The sequence below is a fragment of the Tepidiforma flava genome (genome assembly GCF_027594505.1).
GTDB classification, from domain to species: Bacteria; Chloroflexota; Dehalococcoidia; order Tepidiformales; family Tepidiformaceae; genus Tepidiforma; species Tepidiforma flava.
In genome coordinates, this window is sequence record NZ_CP115149.1 from 2,335,212 (window position 1) to 2,349,940 (window position 14,729).

At 71.3% G+C, this 14,729-nt stretch carries 20 protein-coding genes; 14 read left to right on the top strand and 6 right to left on the bottom strand.

What is annotated here, in order from left to right:
* The first annotated feature begins 105 nt into the window (after positions 1-105).
* Together O0235_RS12845 and O0235_RS12850 are read left to right on the top strand one after the other, a co-directional pair.
* Positions 106-1,005, top strand: coding sequence for a LysR family transcriptional regulator (locus O0235_RS12845; RefSeq protein ID WP_270056178.1), 900 nt, complete (start codon positions 106-108; stop codon positions 1,003-1,005).
* Positions 1,006-1,008: 3 nt separating this feature from the next.
* Positions 1,009-1,599 carry a CehA/McbA family metallohydrolase gene (locus O0235_RS12850; protein ID WP_270056179.1) on the top strand — a complete coding sequence of 197 codons (591 nt, stop codon included), beginning with the start codon at positions 1,009-1,011 and terminating at the stop codon, positions 1,597-1,599.
* Positions 1,600-1,612: 13 nt separating this feature from the next.
* Here the strand turns inward: O0235_RS12850 and O0235_RS12855 are convergent, their stop codons facing one another.
* The gene (locus O0235_RS12855; protein ID WP_270056180.1) at positions 1,613-2,125 is read right to left on the bottom strand and encodes a DinB family protein; all 513 of its coding nucleotides are present in this window, start codon (positions 2,123-2,125) and stop codon (positions 1,613-1,615) included.
* Positions 2,126-2,213: 88 nt separating this feature from the next.
* Between O0235_RS12855 and O0235_RS12860 the strand changes: the two genes are divergently transcribed.
* From O0235_RS12860 to O0235_RS12880, 5 genes are all read left to right on the top strand, one after another.
* A complete protein-coding gene (locus O0235_RS12860) occupies positions 2,214-2,843 on the top strand; it encodes a transglycosylase SLT domain-containing protein (RefSeq protein ID WP_270056181.1) in 630 nt (209 codons plus the stop codon).
* Between the two features lie 75 nt (positions 2,844-2,918).
* On the top strand, positions 2,919-4,331 hold the full coding sequence (locus O0235_RS12865; RefSeq protein ID WP_270056182.1) for an alpha/beta fold hydrolase: 1,413 nt from the start codon (positions 2,919-2,921) through the stop codon (positions 4,329-4,331).
* A gap of 2 nt (positions 4,332-4,333) precedes the next feature.
* A complete protein-coding gene (locus tag O0235_RS12870) occupies positions 4,334-5,104 on the top strand; it encodes an alpha/beta fold hydrolase (protein ID WP_270058077.1) in 771 nt (256 codons plus the stop codon).
* A gap of 51 nt (positions 5,105-5,155) precedes the next feature.
* Positions 5,156-6,025 carry a M15 family metallopeptidase gene (locus O0235_RS12875; protein ID WP_270056183.1) on the top strand — a complete coding sequence of 290 codons (870 nt, stop codon included), beginning with the start codon at positions 5,156-5,158 and terminating at the stop codon, positions 6,023-6,025.
* 75 nt (positions 6,026-6,100) lie between these two features.
* A complete protein-coding gene (locus O0235_RS12880; RefSeq protein ID WP_270056184.1) occupies positions 6,101-6,916 on the top strand; it encodes an enoyl-CoA hydratase/isomerase family protein in 816 nt (271 codons plus the stop codon).
* Here the strand turns inward: O0235_RS12880 and O0235_RS12885 are convergent.
* Positions 6,903-7,502: a P-loop NTPase family protein gene (locus O0235_RS12885; protein ID WP_270056185.1), complete on the bottom strand. Its 600-nt coding sequence runs from the start codon at positions 7,500-7,502 to the stop codon at positions 6,903-6,905. The genes O0235_RS12880 and O0235_RS12885 overlap by 14 nt on opposite strands.
* Before the next feature lie 3 nt (positions 7,503-7,505).
* On the bottom strand, positions 7,506-7,814 hold the full coding sequence (locus O0235_RS12890; RefSeq protein WP_270056186.1) for a hypothetical protein: 309 nt from the start codon (positions 7,812-7,814) through the stop codon (positions 7,506-7,508).
* 93 nt (positions 7,815-7,907) lie between these two features.
* Here O0235_RS12890 and O0235_RS12895 point away from each other — a divergent pair, with 93 nt between their 5' ends.
* A complete protein-coding gene (locus O0235_RS12895) occupies positions 7,908-8,561 on the top strand; it encodes a hypothetical protein (protein WP_270056187.1) in 654 nt (217 codons plus the stop codon).
* Positions 8,562-8,659: 98 nt separating this feature from the next.
* Here O0235_RS12895 and erpA read toward each other — a convergent pair whose 3' ends face one another.
* On the bottom strand, positions 8,660-9,046 hold the full coding sequence (erpA, locus tag O0235_RS12900; protein WP_270056188.1) for an iron-sulfur cluster insertion protein ErpA: 387 nt from the start codon (positions 9,044-9,046) through the stop codon (positions 8,660-8,662).
* Positions 9,047-9,180: 134 nt separating this feature from the next.
* Here erpA and O0235_RS12905 point away from each other — a divergent pair, with 134 nt between their 5' ends.
* Positions 9,181-10,116 carry a DMT family transporter gene (locus O0235_RS12905; protein ID WP_270056189.1) on the top strand — a complete coding sequence of 312 codons (936 nt, stop codon included), beginning with the start codon at positions 9,181-9,183 and terminating at the stop codon, positions 10,114-10,116.
* Positions 10,113-10,799 carry an endonuclease III domain-containing protein gene (locus O0235_RS12910; protein WP_270056190.1) on the top strand — a complete coding sequence of 229 codons (687 nt, stop codon included), beginning with the start codon at positions 10,113-10,115 and terminating at the stop codon, positions 10,797-10,799. Before O0235_RS12905 ends, O0235_RS12910 begins: the two co-directional genes overlap by 4 nt.
* 37 nt (positions 10,800-10,836) lie before the next feature.
* On the opposite strand, the gene tatA is transcribed toward O0235_RS12910, so the two are convergent.
* Positions 10,837-11,136, bottom strand: a complete 300-nt coding sequence (tatA, locus tag O0235_RS12915) for a twin-arginine translocase TatA/TatE family subunit (protein WP_270056191.1) — start codon at positions 11,134-11,136, stop codon at positions 10,837-10,839.
* A gap of 76 nt (positions 11,137-11,212) precedes the next feature.
* The gene (locus O0235_RS12920) at positions 11,213-11,536 is read right to left on the bottom strand and encodes an XdhC family protein (protein WP_270056192.1); all 324 of its coding nucleotides are present in this window, start codon (positions 11,534-11,536) and stop codon (positions 11,213-11,215) included.
* A gap of 273 nt (positions 11,537-11,809) precedes the next feature.
* Here O0235_RS12920 and O0235_RS12925 point away from each other — a divergent pair, with 273 nt between their 5' ends.
* The 4 genes from O0235_RS12925 (at position 11,810) to O0235_RS12940 (ending at position 14,727) form a co-directional block, all read left to right on the top strand.
* Positions 11,810-12,190, top strand: a complete 381-nt coding sequence (locus O0235_RS12925; protein ID WP_270056193.1) for a hypothetical protein — start codon at positions 11,810-11,812, stop codon at positions 12,188-12,190.
* Between the two features lie 105 nt (positions 12,191-12,295).
* Positions 12,296-12,667, top strand: coding sequence for a hypothetical protein (locus O0235_RS12930; protein ID WP_270056194.1), 372 nt, complete (start codon positions 12,296-12,298; stop codon positions 12,665-12,667).
* Positions 12,668-12,772: 105 nt separating this feature from the next.
* Positions 12,773-14,284: a signal peptidase I gene (locus O0235_RS12935; protein ID WP_270056195.1), complete on the top strand. Its 1,512-nt coding sequence runs from the start codon at positions 12,773-12,775 to the stop codon at positions 14,282-14,284.
* Positions 14,281-14,727: a calcium-binding protein gene (locus O0235_RS12940; RefSeq protein WP_270056196.1), complete on the top strand. Its 447-nt coding sequence runs from the start codon at positions 14,281-14,283 to the stop codon at positions 14,725-14,727. Before O0235_RS12935 ends, O0235_RS12940 begins: the two co-directional genes overlap by 4 nt.
* Positions 14,728-14,729 lie beyond the last annotated feature (2 nt).

A 14,729-nucleotide genomic window follows, 5' to 3' on the forward strand; every position in this document is an offset into this window, starting at 1 on the left:
CGTTCACCTCTGCCCGCCATCGATGGATTCATGGGGCTCGCGTATGGCTCGCGGGGAGCGTATGCTCGATCCATAGTCGCACCCTATCGATAGGGGCAGAGCCATATGGAACTCGCCCAGCTCGAAGCGTTCATCACCGCTGCGGATTGCGGCAGCTTCAGCCGCGCCGCCGAGCTGCTCAACGTCGCCCAGCCGTCGCTCAGCAACCGGATCCAGGCCCTCGAGCGCGAAGTCGGCCAGCCGCTCTTCGAACGGATGGGCCGCGGCGTGAAGCTCACGGATGCCGGCCGCGCCTTCCTGCCGTACGCCCAGCGGGTCATGCGCACCCTGAACGACGGCCTGATGATGCTCGAAGGCACCCGCGACGGCACCGCCGGCCGCCTCCTCATCGGCACCGCCCCGGCCGTCGGCACCTACGTCCTGCCCCGCCTCCTCAAGGTGTTCTGCGACACCCATCCCGGCGTGGACGTCCTCGTCCGCACGGGCCACAGCGACGAAATCCTCCAGCTCGTCCTCGATGACGACGTGCAGGTGGGCCTCGGCCGCCCCATCAATCACCCGGACGTCCGCACCGTCGTGCTCTACCGCGACGAGCTCGTCCTCGTCGTCTCGGCCCAGCACCGGTACGCCAAGAAAGGCTCGGTCCGCGTCGAAGACCTGGCCGAAGACTCGCTCATCCTCTTCGACCGCGATTCCGGCTACTACGGCATGATCATGGGCCTCTTCCGCGACCTCGGCGTCGTGCCCCACCAGCAAATGCAGCTCGATTCCATCGAAGCGACGAAGAAGATGGTGGAGGCGAACCTGGGCATCGCGCTCCTCCCGGAGGTGTCCGTCGAGCGCGAAATCCGGCTCGGCACGCTCCACAAGGTCCATATCGAGTCCGCAGAGCCGGTCCAGCGCGATATCGCGGTGATGTACCGGCGGAACAAGCCGCAGTCGGGGCCGATGGCCGGCTTCCTCGACCTCCTCGGCGAAATCTACGGCGTCCGGCTGCCGCGCTGAGCCGTGCTCGTCGACCTCCACTGCCACACGCTCCCGCTCTCGGCCTGCAGCGCGCTCGATCCGCTCGAGCTGGCGCGGCTGGCGGCCGAGCGCGGGCTCGGCGGCATCTGCCTCACCGAGCACGACCGCGCCTGGGATGCGGACGCGCTCGATGCGCTTCGCCGGGCAGCGCCGATCGCCGTCTTCAGCGCGGCCGAACTGACGACCGACCTCGGCCACGTCCTCGCCTTCGGCCTCCCGGCGGCGGCATTCTCGGCCGAGGCGCGGGAGCTGGCGGCCGCGGCCGAACGGCACGGCGCGCTGCTCTACCTGGCCCACCCGGCCCGCGACGGCCTCCTGCGGGTCACCCGCGAAACGGTCGAGTACTTCGTCTCGGTCGAAGCCGCGAACGGCTCCGATTCCCGGCTCCAGAACATCGCGGCGGCCGGCCTCGCGAAAGGCTTCCGTCTGCCCGGCATCGGCGGTTCGGATGCGCACACCGCAGCGGAGGTCGGCCGGGCCGCCACCCGGTTCGCGGCGGCGGTCAGCTCTGACGGCGACTTGCTCGATGCGCTCCGGGCCGGCGCCTACGAGGCCGTGCTGCTCGATTCCTGACCTGCCCCGCGGTTCAGCCGCCGTCGCCGAGCCACGCCCGCGCATGGTGGCGGTCGAACTGCTGGTGCAGGTTGAGGAGCGCGACGAAGTGTTCGAGCGCGTGGGCGAGCGCCCGCTCGGCGACCCATGCGAGGTCGACTTCGCCCGCGCCCGGCCACACGGCCGTCCGGGTCCACTGTTCCGGCGTGAGCTCCTTGAAGTAGCCCACCGTCTGCTCGCGGGCCTTCATGAACGCCTCGGCCAGCTCCTCGATGTCGCCCTCGGGCCGGTAGTCGCGCGCCATGTGGGCTTCTTCGTCCCAGTTGTCGAATGCCGGCCGCTCCTCCGCGAGGATGCGCGGGATGCGCAGATGGAACACGTGCTGCTCGGCGGCGAGCAGGTGCGCGACGTGCTGGTGCGGCGTCCAGCCCCCGCCTGGCGGCGTCTCGTGCTGCCAGCGGCGCRCCAGGCCGGCTGCCCAGTCGACCCCCTTCACGCTGAGCTGCAGACGGGCCATCAGCGTGGGGTCGGGGATGCGTCGTTCCATCGCGGCACCTCGAAACCGGGGGAGTTCCGCGCCGGCGTCAGGGGAAACCCGCGGCGGCTGCGTCCATCGAGCGTACTACCATCGGAACATGGCGATCGACCCGCTCGCGGCCGGCGCGCCGTCGCCGCTGCACGTCGGCCTGCCGGCGGCGGGCCAGCATGCCCGGGCCCTCCGCGAGGGCAGCTTCGCGCGCGCGCTCGAAGCTGCATCGGCTGAGCCGCCGCCCGCCGGCCCGCGGGCGAGCCGCCCCGGCACCGCCGCGGCCTCGCGCGCGTTCGAACCCCACACGCCCATCGTCTCGGCCCAGGAAAGCGCCGACCCCGACCGCTGGGACGGGCTGCTGAACCGGCTGGGCCAGAAGTACGGCGTCCCCCCGCTCTTCCTCAAGGCGGTCATGCTCATCGAGAGCGGCGGCCGCCCGGATGCGGTCGGCGACGGCGGCCACTCCGTCGGGCTCTTCCAGCTCCACGACCAGGGCTACGGCCACGGCATGGGCGACCTCCGCTTCGACCCCGAGGCGAATGCGGACCGCGCGGCCCGCGGCCTCGCGGCCTCGTGGCGAAAGGTCCAGGCTGCCGGCTACACCGGCGAATACGCCGTCCGCGCCGCGTACGATGACACCTTCAACCCCGGCGGCGGCTTCGCTTACCAGGGGGATGCGCTCGTGCGCACGTACAACCGGCTGCTCCAGCAGCAGGGCCTCCCGCCTCTCTCCTGAACGCCGTCTCGGCCTTCACCGGGTGGTATCATCGCCTTGGGCGTGTCCCCGCGCGCCGCATCCGGGAGGTGACCTGTGGTAACGGCCGGGTATATCGAACGCTCCGTCACCGTCAACGGGCTGAAGCTCGCCTACCAGGAGTGGGGCGACCCGAACGCTCCGCCGATCGTGATGCTCCACGGCTTCGGCGTTTCCGGGCACATGTTCGATGAGTTCGCCGAGCGCATGCAGGACCGCTACCGGCTCCTGGCGCTCGACCAGCGCGGCCACGGCGACAGCGACTGGTCCGAGGCCGGCGACTATTCCCGCGAGGCGTTCGTCGAGGACCTCGAGGGCTTCCGCAAGGCGCTCGGCCTCGAGAAGTTCGCCCTCATCGGCCATTCGATGGGCGGCCTCAACGCCGTCTCCTACGTGAACCGCTACCCCGGCCACGCGACCGCGCTCGTGCTCGTCGATGTCGGGCCGGAGTCGTCGAAAGAAGGTGTCGACAACATCGTCCGCTTCACCCGCGGGCCGGACGAGCTCGACTTCGAAGAGTTCGTCCAGATGGCGCACCGGTTCAACCCCCGGCGGACGCTGGAGAACATCCGGGAGCGGATGCGCCACCGGCTGAAGCCGACGGAAAGCGGAAAGTGGACGTGGAAGTTCGACAAGCGGTTCCGCCAGCCCGACAGCGGCCTCACCGTCGGCTGGCGGCTGAGCAGCGACGAACTGTGGCAGCTCTTCCGCAATATCGCCATCCCGACCCTGCTCGTCCGCGGCGCGGAGAGCGACGTCCTCTCAGCCGAGGTCGCCGAGCGCTGTGTGCAGGAGATGCCCGCGGCCCGGCTCGTGACGATCCCGGGAGCCGGCCACAGCGTGCCCGGCGATAACCCGGACGCCTTCACGGAGGCGGTCGCCAGCTTCCTCGCCGAAGTAGAGCGGGGCGAATTCCCGCCGCGCGCGGCAGCGGCCGAACCACCGCTCGAGCGGCTGGTCGAAGAGCAGACCGCTGCCCGCCGCCGTGGACCCGGCATGCTGACGCTCATCCTCGCCGGCGCGGGGGCGGTCATCGCCCTTGCGGGCATCGGATTCGCCGTTCGCAAGGCGTCGGAGCGCCGCCGCGAGCGCCGCGCGCCTGTCCGGCGGCTCGCCGAGGCGGCGAAGACGGCGGCCCCGCCGCTGCCTCCCGTGGACCTGGAGCTCGCGCGCGCCCGCGCTGCGGAGACGGTCGCGCGGCTCGCGGACGTCGGCGCGCGCGGGACGAAGCGCGCCCGCCGCGCCATCGACGAGGTCGACCTTGCGCGCGCCCGGGCTGCCGCCGCGGAAGCGCTCGCCGCGCTCGGCGAGACCGGGCGCCACGCTCCTGAGGTCCTCCGCGGGACCGTGCAGCGCGTCGCTCCTGCGGCGCGGCGCCCCGCAAAGCGCGGCCTCGCCCGCCGCGCGCTCGCCCTCCTGCCCGCGCCCGGCCGGCGCCGCAAATCCCGCCGCTTCGGCTGGCTGGCGTGACGATGGACGTCGCGCTCGCCCATGCCGCGGCCGGGGCCGGCGACCCGCCGATCGTCTTCATCCACGGGCTCTGCTGCGACCGGCGCGCCTGGCAGCCCCAGTTCGACGACCTCTCCCGCGACCACCGCTGCATCGCCGTCGACCTCCGCGGACGCGGCGAGACCCCGGCCCAGCCGCCATTCGGCATCGCCCGGGCCGCGCAGGACGTCGCCGCGCTCATCGACCGGCTGGGGCTCGGCCGGTCCGTCATCGTCGGCCACAGCCTCGGCGGCATCACGGCGCTCGTCCTGAACGAACTCCGGCCCGACCTCGTGCTCGGCATCGTTACCGGGGATTCGCCCATCTCCGAGCCCCGCGGCGGCGGCGCGAACCCGCTCGTCCAGCGCATCCGCGACCTCGGCACGCGGGAAGGGCTGCGGCCGCTCGTCGAAACGTTCTTCACGGACGAGACCCCGGCCGCCGCGCGCGAGTACGCCGAGACGGTGATGTACAGCTGCCCGCCGGAGGTCGCCGCCGGCATGCTCGAAGATGCCCCGGAGGTCCTCGGCCGGCTGCCCGACCTCGTCCGCCTCGCCGATGAGAAGCCGTTCATGGCCATCTGGGCCGAGCGGCCCCTCGGCGACCCGGCCTGGCTCCGCAACATGACGAAGTTCGCCCGGCAGGAGCCGCTGCCGGGGACCGGGCATTTCTTCCAGCTCGAACAGCCCGAACGGACGAACGCCCTCCTCCGCGCCTTCCTCGACGACGTGGCAGCCGACCCCCGCCTCCGGTGACACGCGCGGCCCCGGTAGGCCCTGTGCGGCATCCGCGGTAAGGTAGCCCAGATGGCAGAGTCGCGGACGCGGAAGCGAACCCCGGCGCGCAGCGAGCGGACGGTCGGCCAGCGCCGTGGCGGCGAGCCCTGGCGGCCGGTGTTCTTCGCCTCCGTCATCGCCGTCATCGTCAGCGTCATCGTCCTGCTCGTCGTCGCTGCCGACAGCCTCGGCCGTGACGCCGCTCCGCCCCCGGGCGGCGCGCCGGGCGGCGCCGTCGAAACACCGGCGCCCTCCCCGGGCAACGGGAACGGTGCCTCGCCCACCGCGGCTGCGACGGCTGCGCCGACGGAGCGTCCCACGCCCGGCGCCGACGGCACGATCGTCGTCGCCTGCGGCGACATCCTCGCGCCGCTCGATAAACAGCATCGGCTGCCCGCCGACTGCGAGCCGCCGGACCTCGTCCAGCTCCCCGCCGAGATCAGCTTCGGCGGCGCGCAGTACCTGCGCCGCGAAGCGCTCGACGCCCTGCTCGAGCTGTTCGAGGCCGCCCGCCGCGACGGCTTCAGCCTGGTCGTCAACAGCAGCTACCGGAGCTACGACGTGCAGGCGCAGACCTACGCCACGTGGGTGCAGCTGTACGGGCAGGAGTATGCCGACCGCACCAGCGCGCGCCCGGGCCATTCCGAGCACCAGCTCGGCACGACCGCCGACGTCGGCGCGCGCGGGCTCGTGCTCGAAAACTTCGTCGGCACGCCGGAAGCGGCCTGGCTCGAAGCCAACAGCTGGAAGTACGGCTTCATCGTGAGCTACCCCGACGGCAAGGAGCACATCACCGGGTACGCCTACGAACCCTGGCACATCCGCTACGTCGGGAAGGAGGTCGCGGCGGACGTTCACCGCTCCGGCCTCACGCTCCGGGAGTACCTCCTCCAGCGCTGACCGGCGGCGCTTGCCGGCCGCTCCGGCGGGTGCCACACTCCGGCAGCAACCCAATCGCCCCTGCAGGAGTCATCCGTGATTTCACCTTCTCCGACGCCCGAGCTGCTCGTCGAGCACAGCGACTACATCCTCACCATCACTCTCAACCGGCCCGACCGCCTCAACGCGATCAGCGGGCCGATGCTGAACGCGCTCTCGAAGACGCTCCAGGAAGCGAACATCACCCGCGACGTCCGGTGCGTGATCCTCACCGGCGCCGGCCGCGGGTTTTGCGCGGGCCTCGACCTGAAAGACCAGATGTCGAACGGCGGCGGCGAGGGCGCCATCCAGCCGGGCCGCGGCGGCTATCAGCTGTTCGACCTGCACAACTCGCCGCCGATCGTCATCAACCGGATGGACAAGCCGATGATTTGCGCGCTCAATGGGGCCGCCGCCGGCTACGGCATGGACCTCGCGCTCGGCTGCGATATCCGCATCGCCAGCGAGCACGCCAAGCTCGGCGCCGTCTTCGCCAAGCGCGGCGTCCTGCCGGAGAGCGGCGGTTGCTGGTATCTCCCCCGCCTGCTCGGCTGGGCGCGCGCTGCTGAAGTCGCCTTCCTCGGCGATGTCCTCGACGCGCAGCGCTCGCTGGAGCTCGGTCTCGTCAACAAAGTCGTGCCCCACGACCAGCTCATGACCGAAGCGCGCGCCTGGGCCACGAAGATCGCGAACAACGCGCCCCTCAGCGTGCAGGCCACCAAGCGCATGATGCGCCTCGGCATGGAGGAGACCTTCGAGGCCGCGGTCGACCACATCTACCTGCAGCTTCTCCCGCTCTTCCAGAGCGAGGACTTCCGGGAAGGCCTCGCCGCCTTCGCCGAGCGCCGCGAGCCTGTCTTCAAGGGCCGCTAGCACCGGTTCCGGCCCGGCCGTCGAGCCGGGCCAGCAGCAGTTCGACATCGCGCCGTGACCGGAGCCGCAGGAACGTCTTCCCTGCGGCTTCGGCGTCGCGCTGCGCCGCTTCGAACGCAGCGCGGTTGGGCCGCCGGCGGGCGATGTTGTAGCGGATGAGCGACCGGTGTTCGCTCCAGAGCGCCAGCTGCCGCCAGAACGATTCGCGGCAGACGCCCCAGAGGAGCTCGCGGCTTCGCCAGCGCCGCCACGACCGGCGGAGAATCCGCCACGTCGTCGTCGGCAGGCCGATGTCGAGCCAGATGAACGTATCGGCCAATGGCCAGGTGACGAAGCGGGCCTGCCGGAGGTAGTTGCCGGCGCTCACCCACTCCTCCCCGCCGTGCGCGCCGCGCAGCAGCGCGCAGAAATCGCCGTCGCTGGGCCGGCCCCAGTTTTCCTGCCAGAACAGCGCGTCGAGCTTGATGAACGGGATGTCGAGGCGCCGCGCCAGCTCCATCCCGAGGGTCGACTTGCCCGAACAGCTCGGGCCGAAGATGACGATCCGCCGGCCCAGCAGGCCGGCCGGCGGCTGCCTTGCGCCCATCGGCTACTGGAGCCGCTGCTGGAGCGACTCGGGAAGTTCCGCCGGCAGCTCGGTCACCGGGCGCGTCGCCTGCGCGATGGCGATGTCGAAGATGTCGCCCCAGGCAGCCTCGTAGTAGTCGCCCGGGCCCTCATCGTCAGCTTCCCACGCGAGCACGACCTGCGGCAGGCCCTCGGGCGCGTTGACCCACAGCTCCGCGAGGACGTTCGCGCCGCGCGGGTGCTGGAACGTTTTCCGCCGTTCGAAGGCCTCCAGGCCGCGCAGGACGTTCGTGCCGGGTTTGAAGGTGAAGTAGGCCACGTAGAGCGGCATGGCGGGCATTATACCGGTCCGCCGACCGAATCCCGTCCCTCTGGTAGACTTGCCGCGCGCCCGGCCGTGACCCGCGGCGCGCGGAGATATGCCATGTACCGACGCATCCTCTCGGGCATCGTCGCCCAGGGCAAAACGCGAGAATTCCTGGAAGCGATGCGCATCGCCACCGACTACCAGCTCGAACGCGGCATCCGCGCCCGCACGGCCGTTTGGGGGTCGATGACGGGGCGCAATAACGGCGTACTCATCGCCGCGGACTTCAACACCCTCGAAGACCTCGAGCGCTGGACCGACATGGCCGCTGAAGACGCGCGGTTCGCGCAGGTGCGGCGGGCGGTCCGCACCCACATGGTCTACGACGACGTGAAGGTGTCCATCCACCGGCTCGCCTACCACTCCGAAGGCCTCATGACGTCGGAGGAGGCGACGGCCCCGCGCAAGTTCATGCGGGTGCTGACCGGCGAAGTCCAGCCTGGCCACCACCGCGAATTCGTCCTCTCCGTATCGCACGCGCTCGACTACCAGAAGCAGCGCGGCATCGATGCGACGACCAGCGTGTGGAGCGCCATGACGGGGCATACGAGCGGCGTTGCCATCGTGGCGGAGTTCGATTCGCTGGCCGAACTCGAGAAATTCGACGAGATGGCGGTGACAGATTCCGAGTTCGCGCGCCTGCGGGCGGCGACGCGCGCGTCGATGGTCTTCCTCACGACCGAGACGAACCTGCTCCGGCGGCTGATGTAGCGCCTTCTGCGAGTACCCGCCGGCGGGACGAAAAACGGCGGGGAGGCGTCATGACGCCTCCCCGCGGCATGTCGAGAACCGGAAACGAGCCGGCCGGCCTAGCAGCAGGCGCGCGGCTGGCCGCTCCCGTCAGCGGTCTGGAAGCTCGAGCCGCAGGCGCAGCTCTTCACCGCGTTCGGGTTGTAGATGCTGAAGCCGCTCTTCATGATGTCGTCGACATAATCGATTTCGGCGCCCTCGAGGTAGCGCGCGCTCTCGGGGTCGACGAGGATGCGCACGCCGAACTGCTCGATGACGATGTCGTCTTCTTCGGACGAGCGGGCGAGCGCCATGCCGTACTGGTAGCCGGAGCAGCCGCCGCCGGCGACGAAGACGCGCAGCGCCCCGTTCGGGAGTTCGCGGGCTTCGAGCAGCGCGCGGGCCTTCTCCGCCGCGCGTTCGGTGATGTTGACGAGCGCGACCGACGCGCCGGGCTCCACTGACATCTGACGACCTCCTCCGTGATGGCAGCGGCAGGGCCGGGCGGCCCTTTCGCTGCACTATCAAGATCATAGCCATTCGCAAGAGGCGCGTCCACGCGGACTTTGCACCGGGGCCGGCGAACCCCACACTTGCCGGTGTGGATGTTGCCGCCGCCCGGGGCCGCGCCGCTGCGCTCTCGGCACGCCAGCGCGGGTTGCTCGCCATGCTCGCCGCAGCGGTGTTGTGGAGCACGGGCGGGCTCTTCATCAAGGCGGTGTCGCTGGATGCCCTCGGCGTCACGATGTGGCGTTCGCTTTTCGCGGGCCTCACCATCGCCGTCCTCGTCCGGCCCCGCGCCGCTGCACCGTGGCGCCTCTCGCGCCTCACGTGGTCGATCGCCGTCGCCTACGCGCTGACGCTCGTCATGTTCGTCGCTGCCACCAAGCTCACCACGGCCGCGAACGCCATCTTCCTCCAGTACACCGCGCCGGTGTACCTGCTCTTCGCCGGGCCCCTCGTCCTGCGCGAACGGGCGACGCGTCTCGATGCCGTCACCGTCGCGGCGGCGTTCGCCGGCATGAGCCTGTTCTTCGTCGGGCGCCTCGAAGGGGACGCGCTGGGCGGCAACCTGCTCGCCGCAGCCTCCGGCGTCACGCTGGCGGCGATGTTCCTGCTCCTCCGCGCGCCGGGCTGCACGCCGGAGACGCGGCCGCTGGCGATGCTCCTCGGCAACGCGCTGCTCGTCGTATCGCTCGCGCCGGTCAACCTCGCCCGGGGCGAGGTCGGCCTCTTCAGCCCCGGCCTGCGCGACCTCGCCGGGCTCCTCTTCCTCGGCGTCGTCCAGATCGGGTTCGCGTACCTGCTGTTCGGCTACGCCATGCGGACCGTAGGGGCGCTCGAAGCCTCGCTCATCGGCATGCTCGAGCCGGTCCTCAACCCGGTCTGGGTGTACCTCGTCCTCGGCGAAACGCCCGGCTGGTGGGCCGTCCTCGGCGGCGCCATCATCATCGCCGCGGTCAGCTACCGGACGTGGCGCACGGAGCGGAGCCGGCCGCCGCTGATCCCGGCGCCGGGCGCCGCCGACGCCGTATGAGCGCCGACGTCCCCGGGGTGCTCGCCGCGCTCGAAGCGATGCACGGCGGCAGGCCGTGGCACTGGCGCCCCGGCGCGGCCCCGTTCGAGGTGTGCGTCGGCGCCATCCTGGTCCAGAACACCGCCTGGGCGAACGCCGAGCGCGCGCTGGACCGCCTGCGGCAGGCCGGCGCCCTCGACCCGGCAGCGATGGCCGCGCTGGAGCCGGCCGAACTCGAGGCGCTCATCCGGCCTGCCGGCCAGTTCCGGCAGAAGGCGAAGAAGCTCCGCGCATTTCTCGACCTGTGCCGCGCTGCCGGCGGGCTGAATTCGCTGCTCGCCCTGCCGGCGGCCGACCTCCGCGCGCGGCTCCTCCAAACCTGGGGGATCGGCCCGGAGACTGCCGACTGCATCCTCTGCTACGCCGCGGCCCGGGAGGTGATGGTCGTCGACGCGTACACCGCCCGCCTGTTCCGCAGGCTCGGCCTGGGGCCGGAGGCCGACAGCTACGACGCCTGGCAGCGCTGGCTCGCCGCGGAGGCCGCGGCCGACCCCCGCTGGCGCGGCGCCGAGCGCCTCGGCCGCGCGCACGCGCTCATCGTCCTCCACGCGAAGCACTGTTGCCGGAAGCGCGCCCCGCGCTGCGGTGAGTGCCTCCTCCGCGGCCGGTGCGCGTTCGCCGCCGAAACGAGCGGCCCCCGCTGAAGGGCGGGGGCCGCGAACCCGGTGCTTCGCAGCCGGGTCAGAAGACGTTCGGCGTATTCGGCTTGTTCGGGTCGTTGTTCGGCGGCGCCGCAGCAGGCGGCTGGGCGGCGACCGGCGGCGGCGGGGGCGGCGCCTGCACGGTCTGCTGGTACTGGGGCGGGGGCGCCGCAGTCTGCTGCTGCCGCGCGGCCTCATCCTCGTCCTTCACGGCGCGGCGGAATTCCTTGATCGAGGTGCCCAGCTCCCGGCCGAGGCCAGAGATTTTGCCGACCCCGAAGATGAGCACGATGACGAGGGCGATGATGATGAGCTCCGGGGCTCCGAGCGAACCGAACATAGCTACCTTCTTCCTGCTGCCCGGCTGCCCGGGCCGGCTCCTCTGATGCTATCACGTCGGCCGGAGCGTGCGACCCTCACGAACCTGCGCGCCCCAGCCGCTCAACGAATACGTCCATGACGCCGCCGCAGATCTTGTCTTCGCCGTCGGTCGGCTCCGTGAGGTCGACGGTGACGGTTCGCGGGCGGCCGTCTTCGAGCGCCGCCATCGCTTCCTGCCAGACCTCGGCCTCGCCGCAGCCGCCGCCGATCGTCCCGGTGAAAGTCCCGTCGGCCCGGATGAGCATCTTCGCCCCGGGCTTGCGGGGCGTCGACCCGCGCGTCCGGGTGACCGTGGCGAGCGCCACCGGCTGCCCGGCTTCGAGCGCGCGCGCGATCTCCCGGTAGAGCGCTGCGTCCATGGACCAGATCCTGCGCCGGGCCGCGGCCCGGCGGCAAGTGGCGCCACATTCACGCTTTCCCTCGGGTTTTCCCGCGGACGGCGTGCAGAGCCCATATCGGCCGCTGCAGCTGCATCTTGATACCGGGAGATGTCTGCATTGAAAGACGATATGTCATGATAGCGTTCCCCGCGCTGTTGCGGGGCAGAGGCACGTCCGACTCCAGCGAGTGAGAGGCAGAAACGCCTCGAACCGTGCGGGGTATCCCCGTCACCACATCTGGAGGAGAGCACCATGGTCTTTCGTTCCCTGAGGAGCCCGCGGCGGCTGGCCGCCATCGCGGTCTTCTCCATCGTCGCCGTTTCGGCGCTCGGCTTCGCCGCGACGAACACCGTCCCGGCCACCAACGCCGGCGATGGCAGCAACACGGTTTCGGGCTACACCATCACCAACGTCCACTACAACCTGAACCCCTCGAACCCGGCCACCGCGAACTCGGTCACCTTCGATATCTCGCCCGCGCTGCCGTCCGGCGGCACGGCGCATGTGTCGTTCGACGGCGGCACCACCTGGTCGAACGCCTGCTCGACCGGCACCACGATCACCTGCACGTTCACGACGCCCCAGTCGATCGGCGCGTCCTTCACCAGCCTCCGGGTCGTCGCAGCTCAGTAAGACCGGGTGAATCCCGAAACGCCTGGCGCTGGTCACGCCGGGCGAACCGCACCGACGCCGCCCGGGAGTCCGCTCCCGGGCGGTCCACCAGCAGGGAGGACACCAATGCCCCGGCTCGTGCCATTTCTCTCGCGCCGGCTTCCGTTCGCAGCCCTCCTCGCGCTGACGGCCTCGGCCGCATACGGGTTCGCCGCTGCCAATACGGTGCCCGCGAGCCGAGCCGGCGATGGAGCCGCCGCTGTCAGCGGGTACACGGTGACGAACGTCCACTACAACCTCGACACGCTGAATCCGCAGCAGCTCAGCTCGATCACGTTCACCATCTCGCCCGCGGTGCCCGGCGGGGGGACCGTGCGCGTTTCGACGGACGGTGGCGCCACCTGGACGGCTCCCTGCACCACCGGTTCGAGCATCACCTGCACATCGACGGCATCGGTCTCGTCCATCACGGGCCTGCGCGTCGTGGCGGCCCAGTAGGGCGGAGCTGACGCCATGAGCGGAACTTCACCTCGCCACCCTGGCCGAACTGGCCGGCAGGTCAGCCCGCGGGCCGCTGCCGGGTTCTCCGCCGCCACAGCCATCTTGTTCCTGCTGGTCGCCGCTGGCTGGGTCCTGTTCGCGCCCCAGCAGCTCGGCGGACAGACGGCGTACGTCATCGTCAACGGCAACTCGATGGAGCCCGGGATGAAGCGGGGCGACCTGGCCGTCGTCCGGCGCGCCGATGACTACCGGCCCGGCGACGTCGTGACCTACCGTCACCCGGAGGTCGGGCACGTCATCCACCGCATCATCGACGAAGAGGGCGGCCGGTACACGCTGCAGGGCGACAACAACGACTTCACGGATTCGTACCGCCCGGGCCGCGGCGAGGTCGTCGGCCGGCTCTGGTTCACGGTGCCGGGCGCCGGGCGGCTGCTCTGGCACCTCCGGGACCCGCTCTGGGGCGGGCTGGTGCTGTTCGTCGCGTTCGCCGGGCTCCTGGGCGGCTCCGCAGGGACGCGCCGCGCTGCCGCGCGCCCTGCCGGGCGCCACCATCAACGGGGAGGAGGACATCCCATGGCTCCCATCTACCGCAACTGGCAGGACGCCCTCGCGCTGCTGCTCGCCGTTGGGCTGGCCTTTGGCGCGCTGGCGTGGGTCGGCTTCAGCCGCGGGCTCGAGAAGTCGATCCCGGCCGACCTCGAGTACACCCAGCGCGGCGAGTTCATCTACGACGCCGCCGCCGCGGACGGCAGCATCTACGACGCCGGCCGGGCGACGACCGGCGAACCGGTCTACCTCCGGCTGAGCGACCGGGTGACCTTCGGATTTTCGTATGAGTTCCTGGCCTCCCGGCCGGCGGCRGTCTCCGGCAGCTACCAGCTCGTCGCCGAACTCGGCGACGCCAGCGGCTGGAAGCGAACCATCCCGATCGGAGAGCCGGGGACGTTCGAAGGCACCGCCTTCCAGGCGAAGGGGACGCTCGACCTGGCCGCCGTCCGCGAGCAGATCGCGGCGCTCGAGGCCCAATCCGGGGTCGTGAATGACCGCTACTCGGTCACCATCAAGCCGCAGGTGCGCATCAGCGGTGAGCTCGACGGCCTGCCGTTCGAACGCGGCTTCGAAGCTGCCGCGCTCCCGCTCGCCCTCGACCGCTCGCGCCTGTGGCTGAACAGCGCCGATCCCGAAGGGCTGCTGCGCCCCTCCGAAACCAGCGTCGTCACGGCGCAGCGGTTGGTCGGCAATGCCGTGCAGCTCTGGTTCGTGCGTGTTCCCGTGCTCGCGGCCCGCATCGCCGGCGCAGCCGGCGCGGTCATCGCGTTCGGCGCGGCTGGCGCGCTCGTCGCAGCGGCAGCCCGGCGCGGCTGGGGCGAACCCTCGAGCGCGGCCTCGGGTGCTGCGGCGGTTCGCATCGCCGGAAGCGGCCGGTTCGAATCCGCGGACGTCATCGACGTGGCGTCCATGGCCGACCTCGAGCGCATTGCCGAGCGGACCGGCGGCATCATCCTCCAGGAGGCCGGCCCGGGGCGCCACGTGTGCTACGTCCGCGACGGCGCCGCCGTGTACCGGTTCGCGCCGGAGCAGGCGGAGTACGGCACGGAGCGGGCCGCGTGAGGCCGGGGCGCATCGCGCGGGCGGCAGTTGCGGGCCTTGCGGTGGCGGCGCTGCTCGCAGCGCTCTCCGCCTCCGCTGCGACGAACACCGTGCCGCCGACGCGCATCGGGCAGAACACCGTCCCGCTCAGCATCATGCAGCTGGCGCCGCCGCAATGCGCCCACATGTCGCTGACGTCCATCGTCTACTCGGGCTCCGGCGGCGGCGGAAACGACCTCGTGCTCGGTACGGCGGCCGGCGAGACGCTGAACGGCAACGGCGGCAACGACTGCATCGTGGGCGGCGGCGGCAACGACACGCTCAACGGCGGCGGCGGCGACGACGTGCTCATCGGCGGCCCCGGCTTCTGGGTCGTGCTCAACGGCGGCGGCGGCTACGACATCTGCTACCGCAACGGGTCGGTCTTCACCTGGCCGATCAGCTGCGAAGAGTACTACCCGTAACG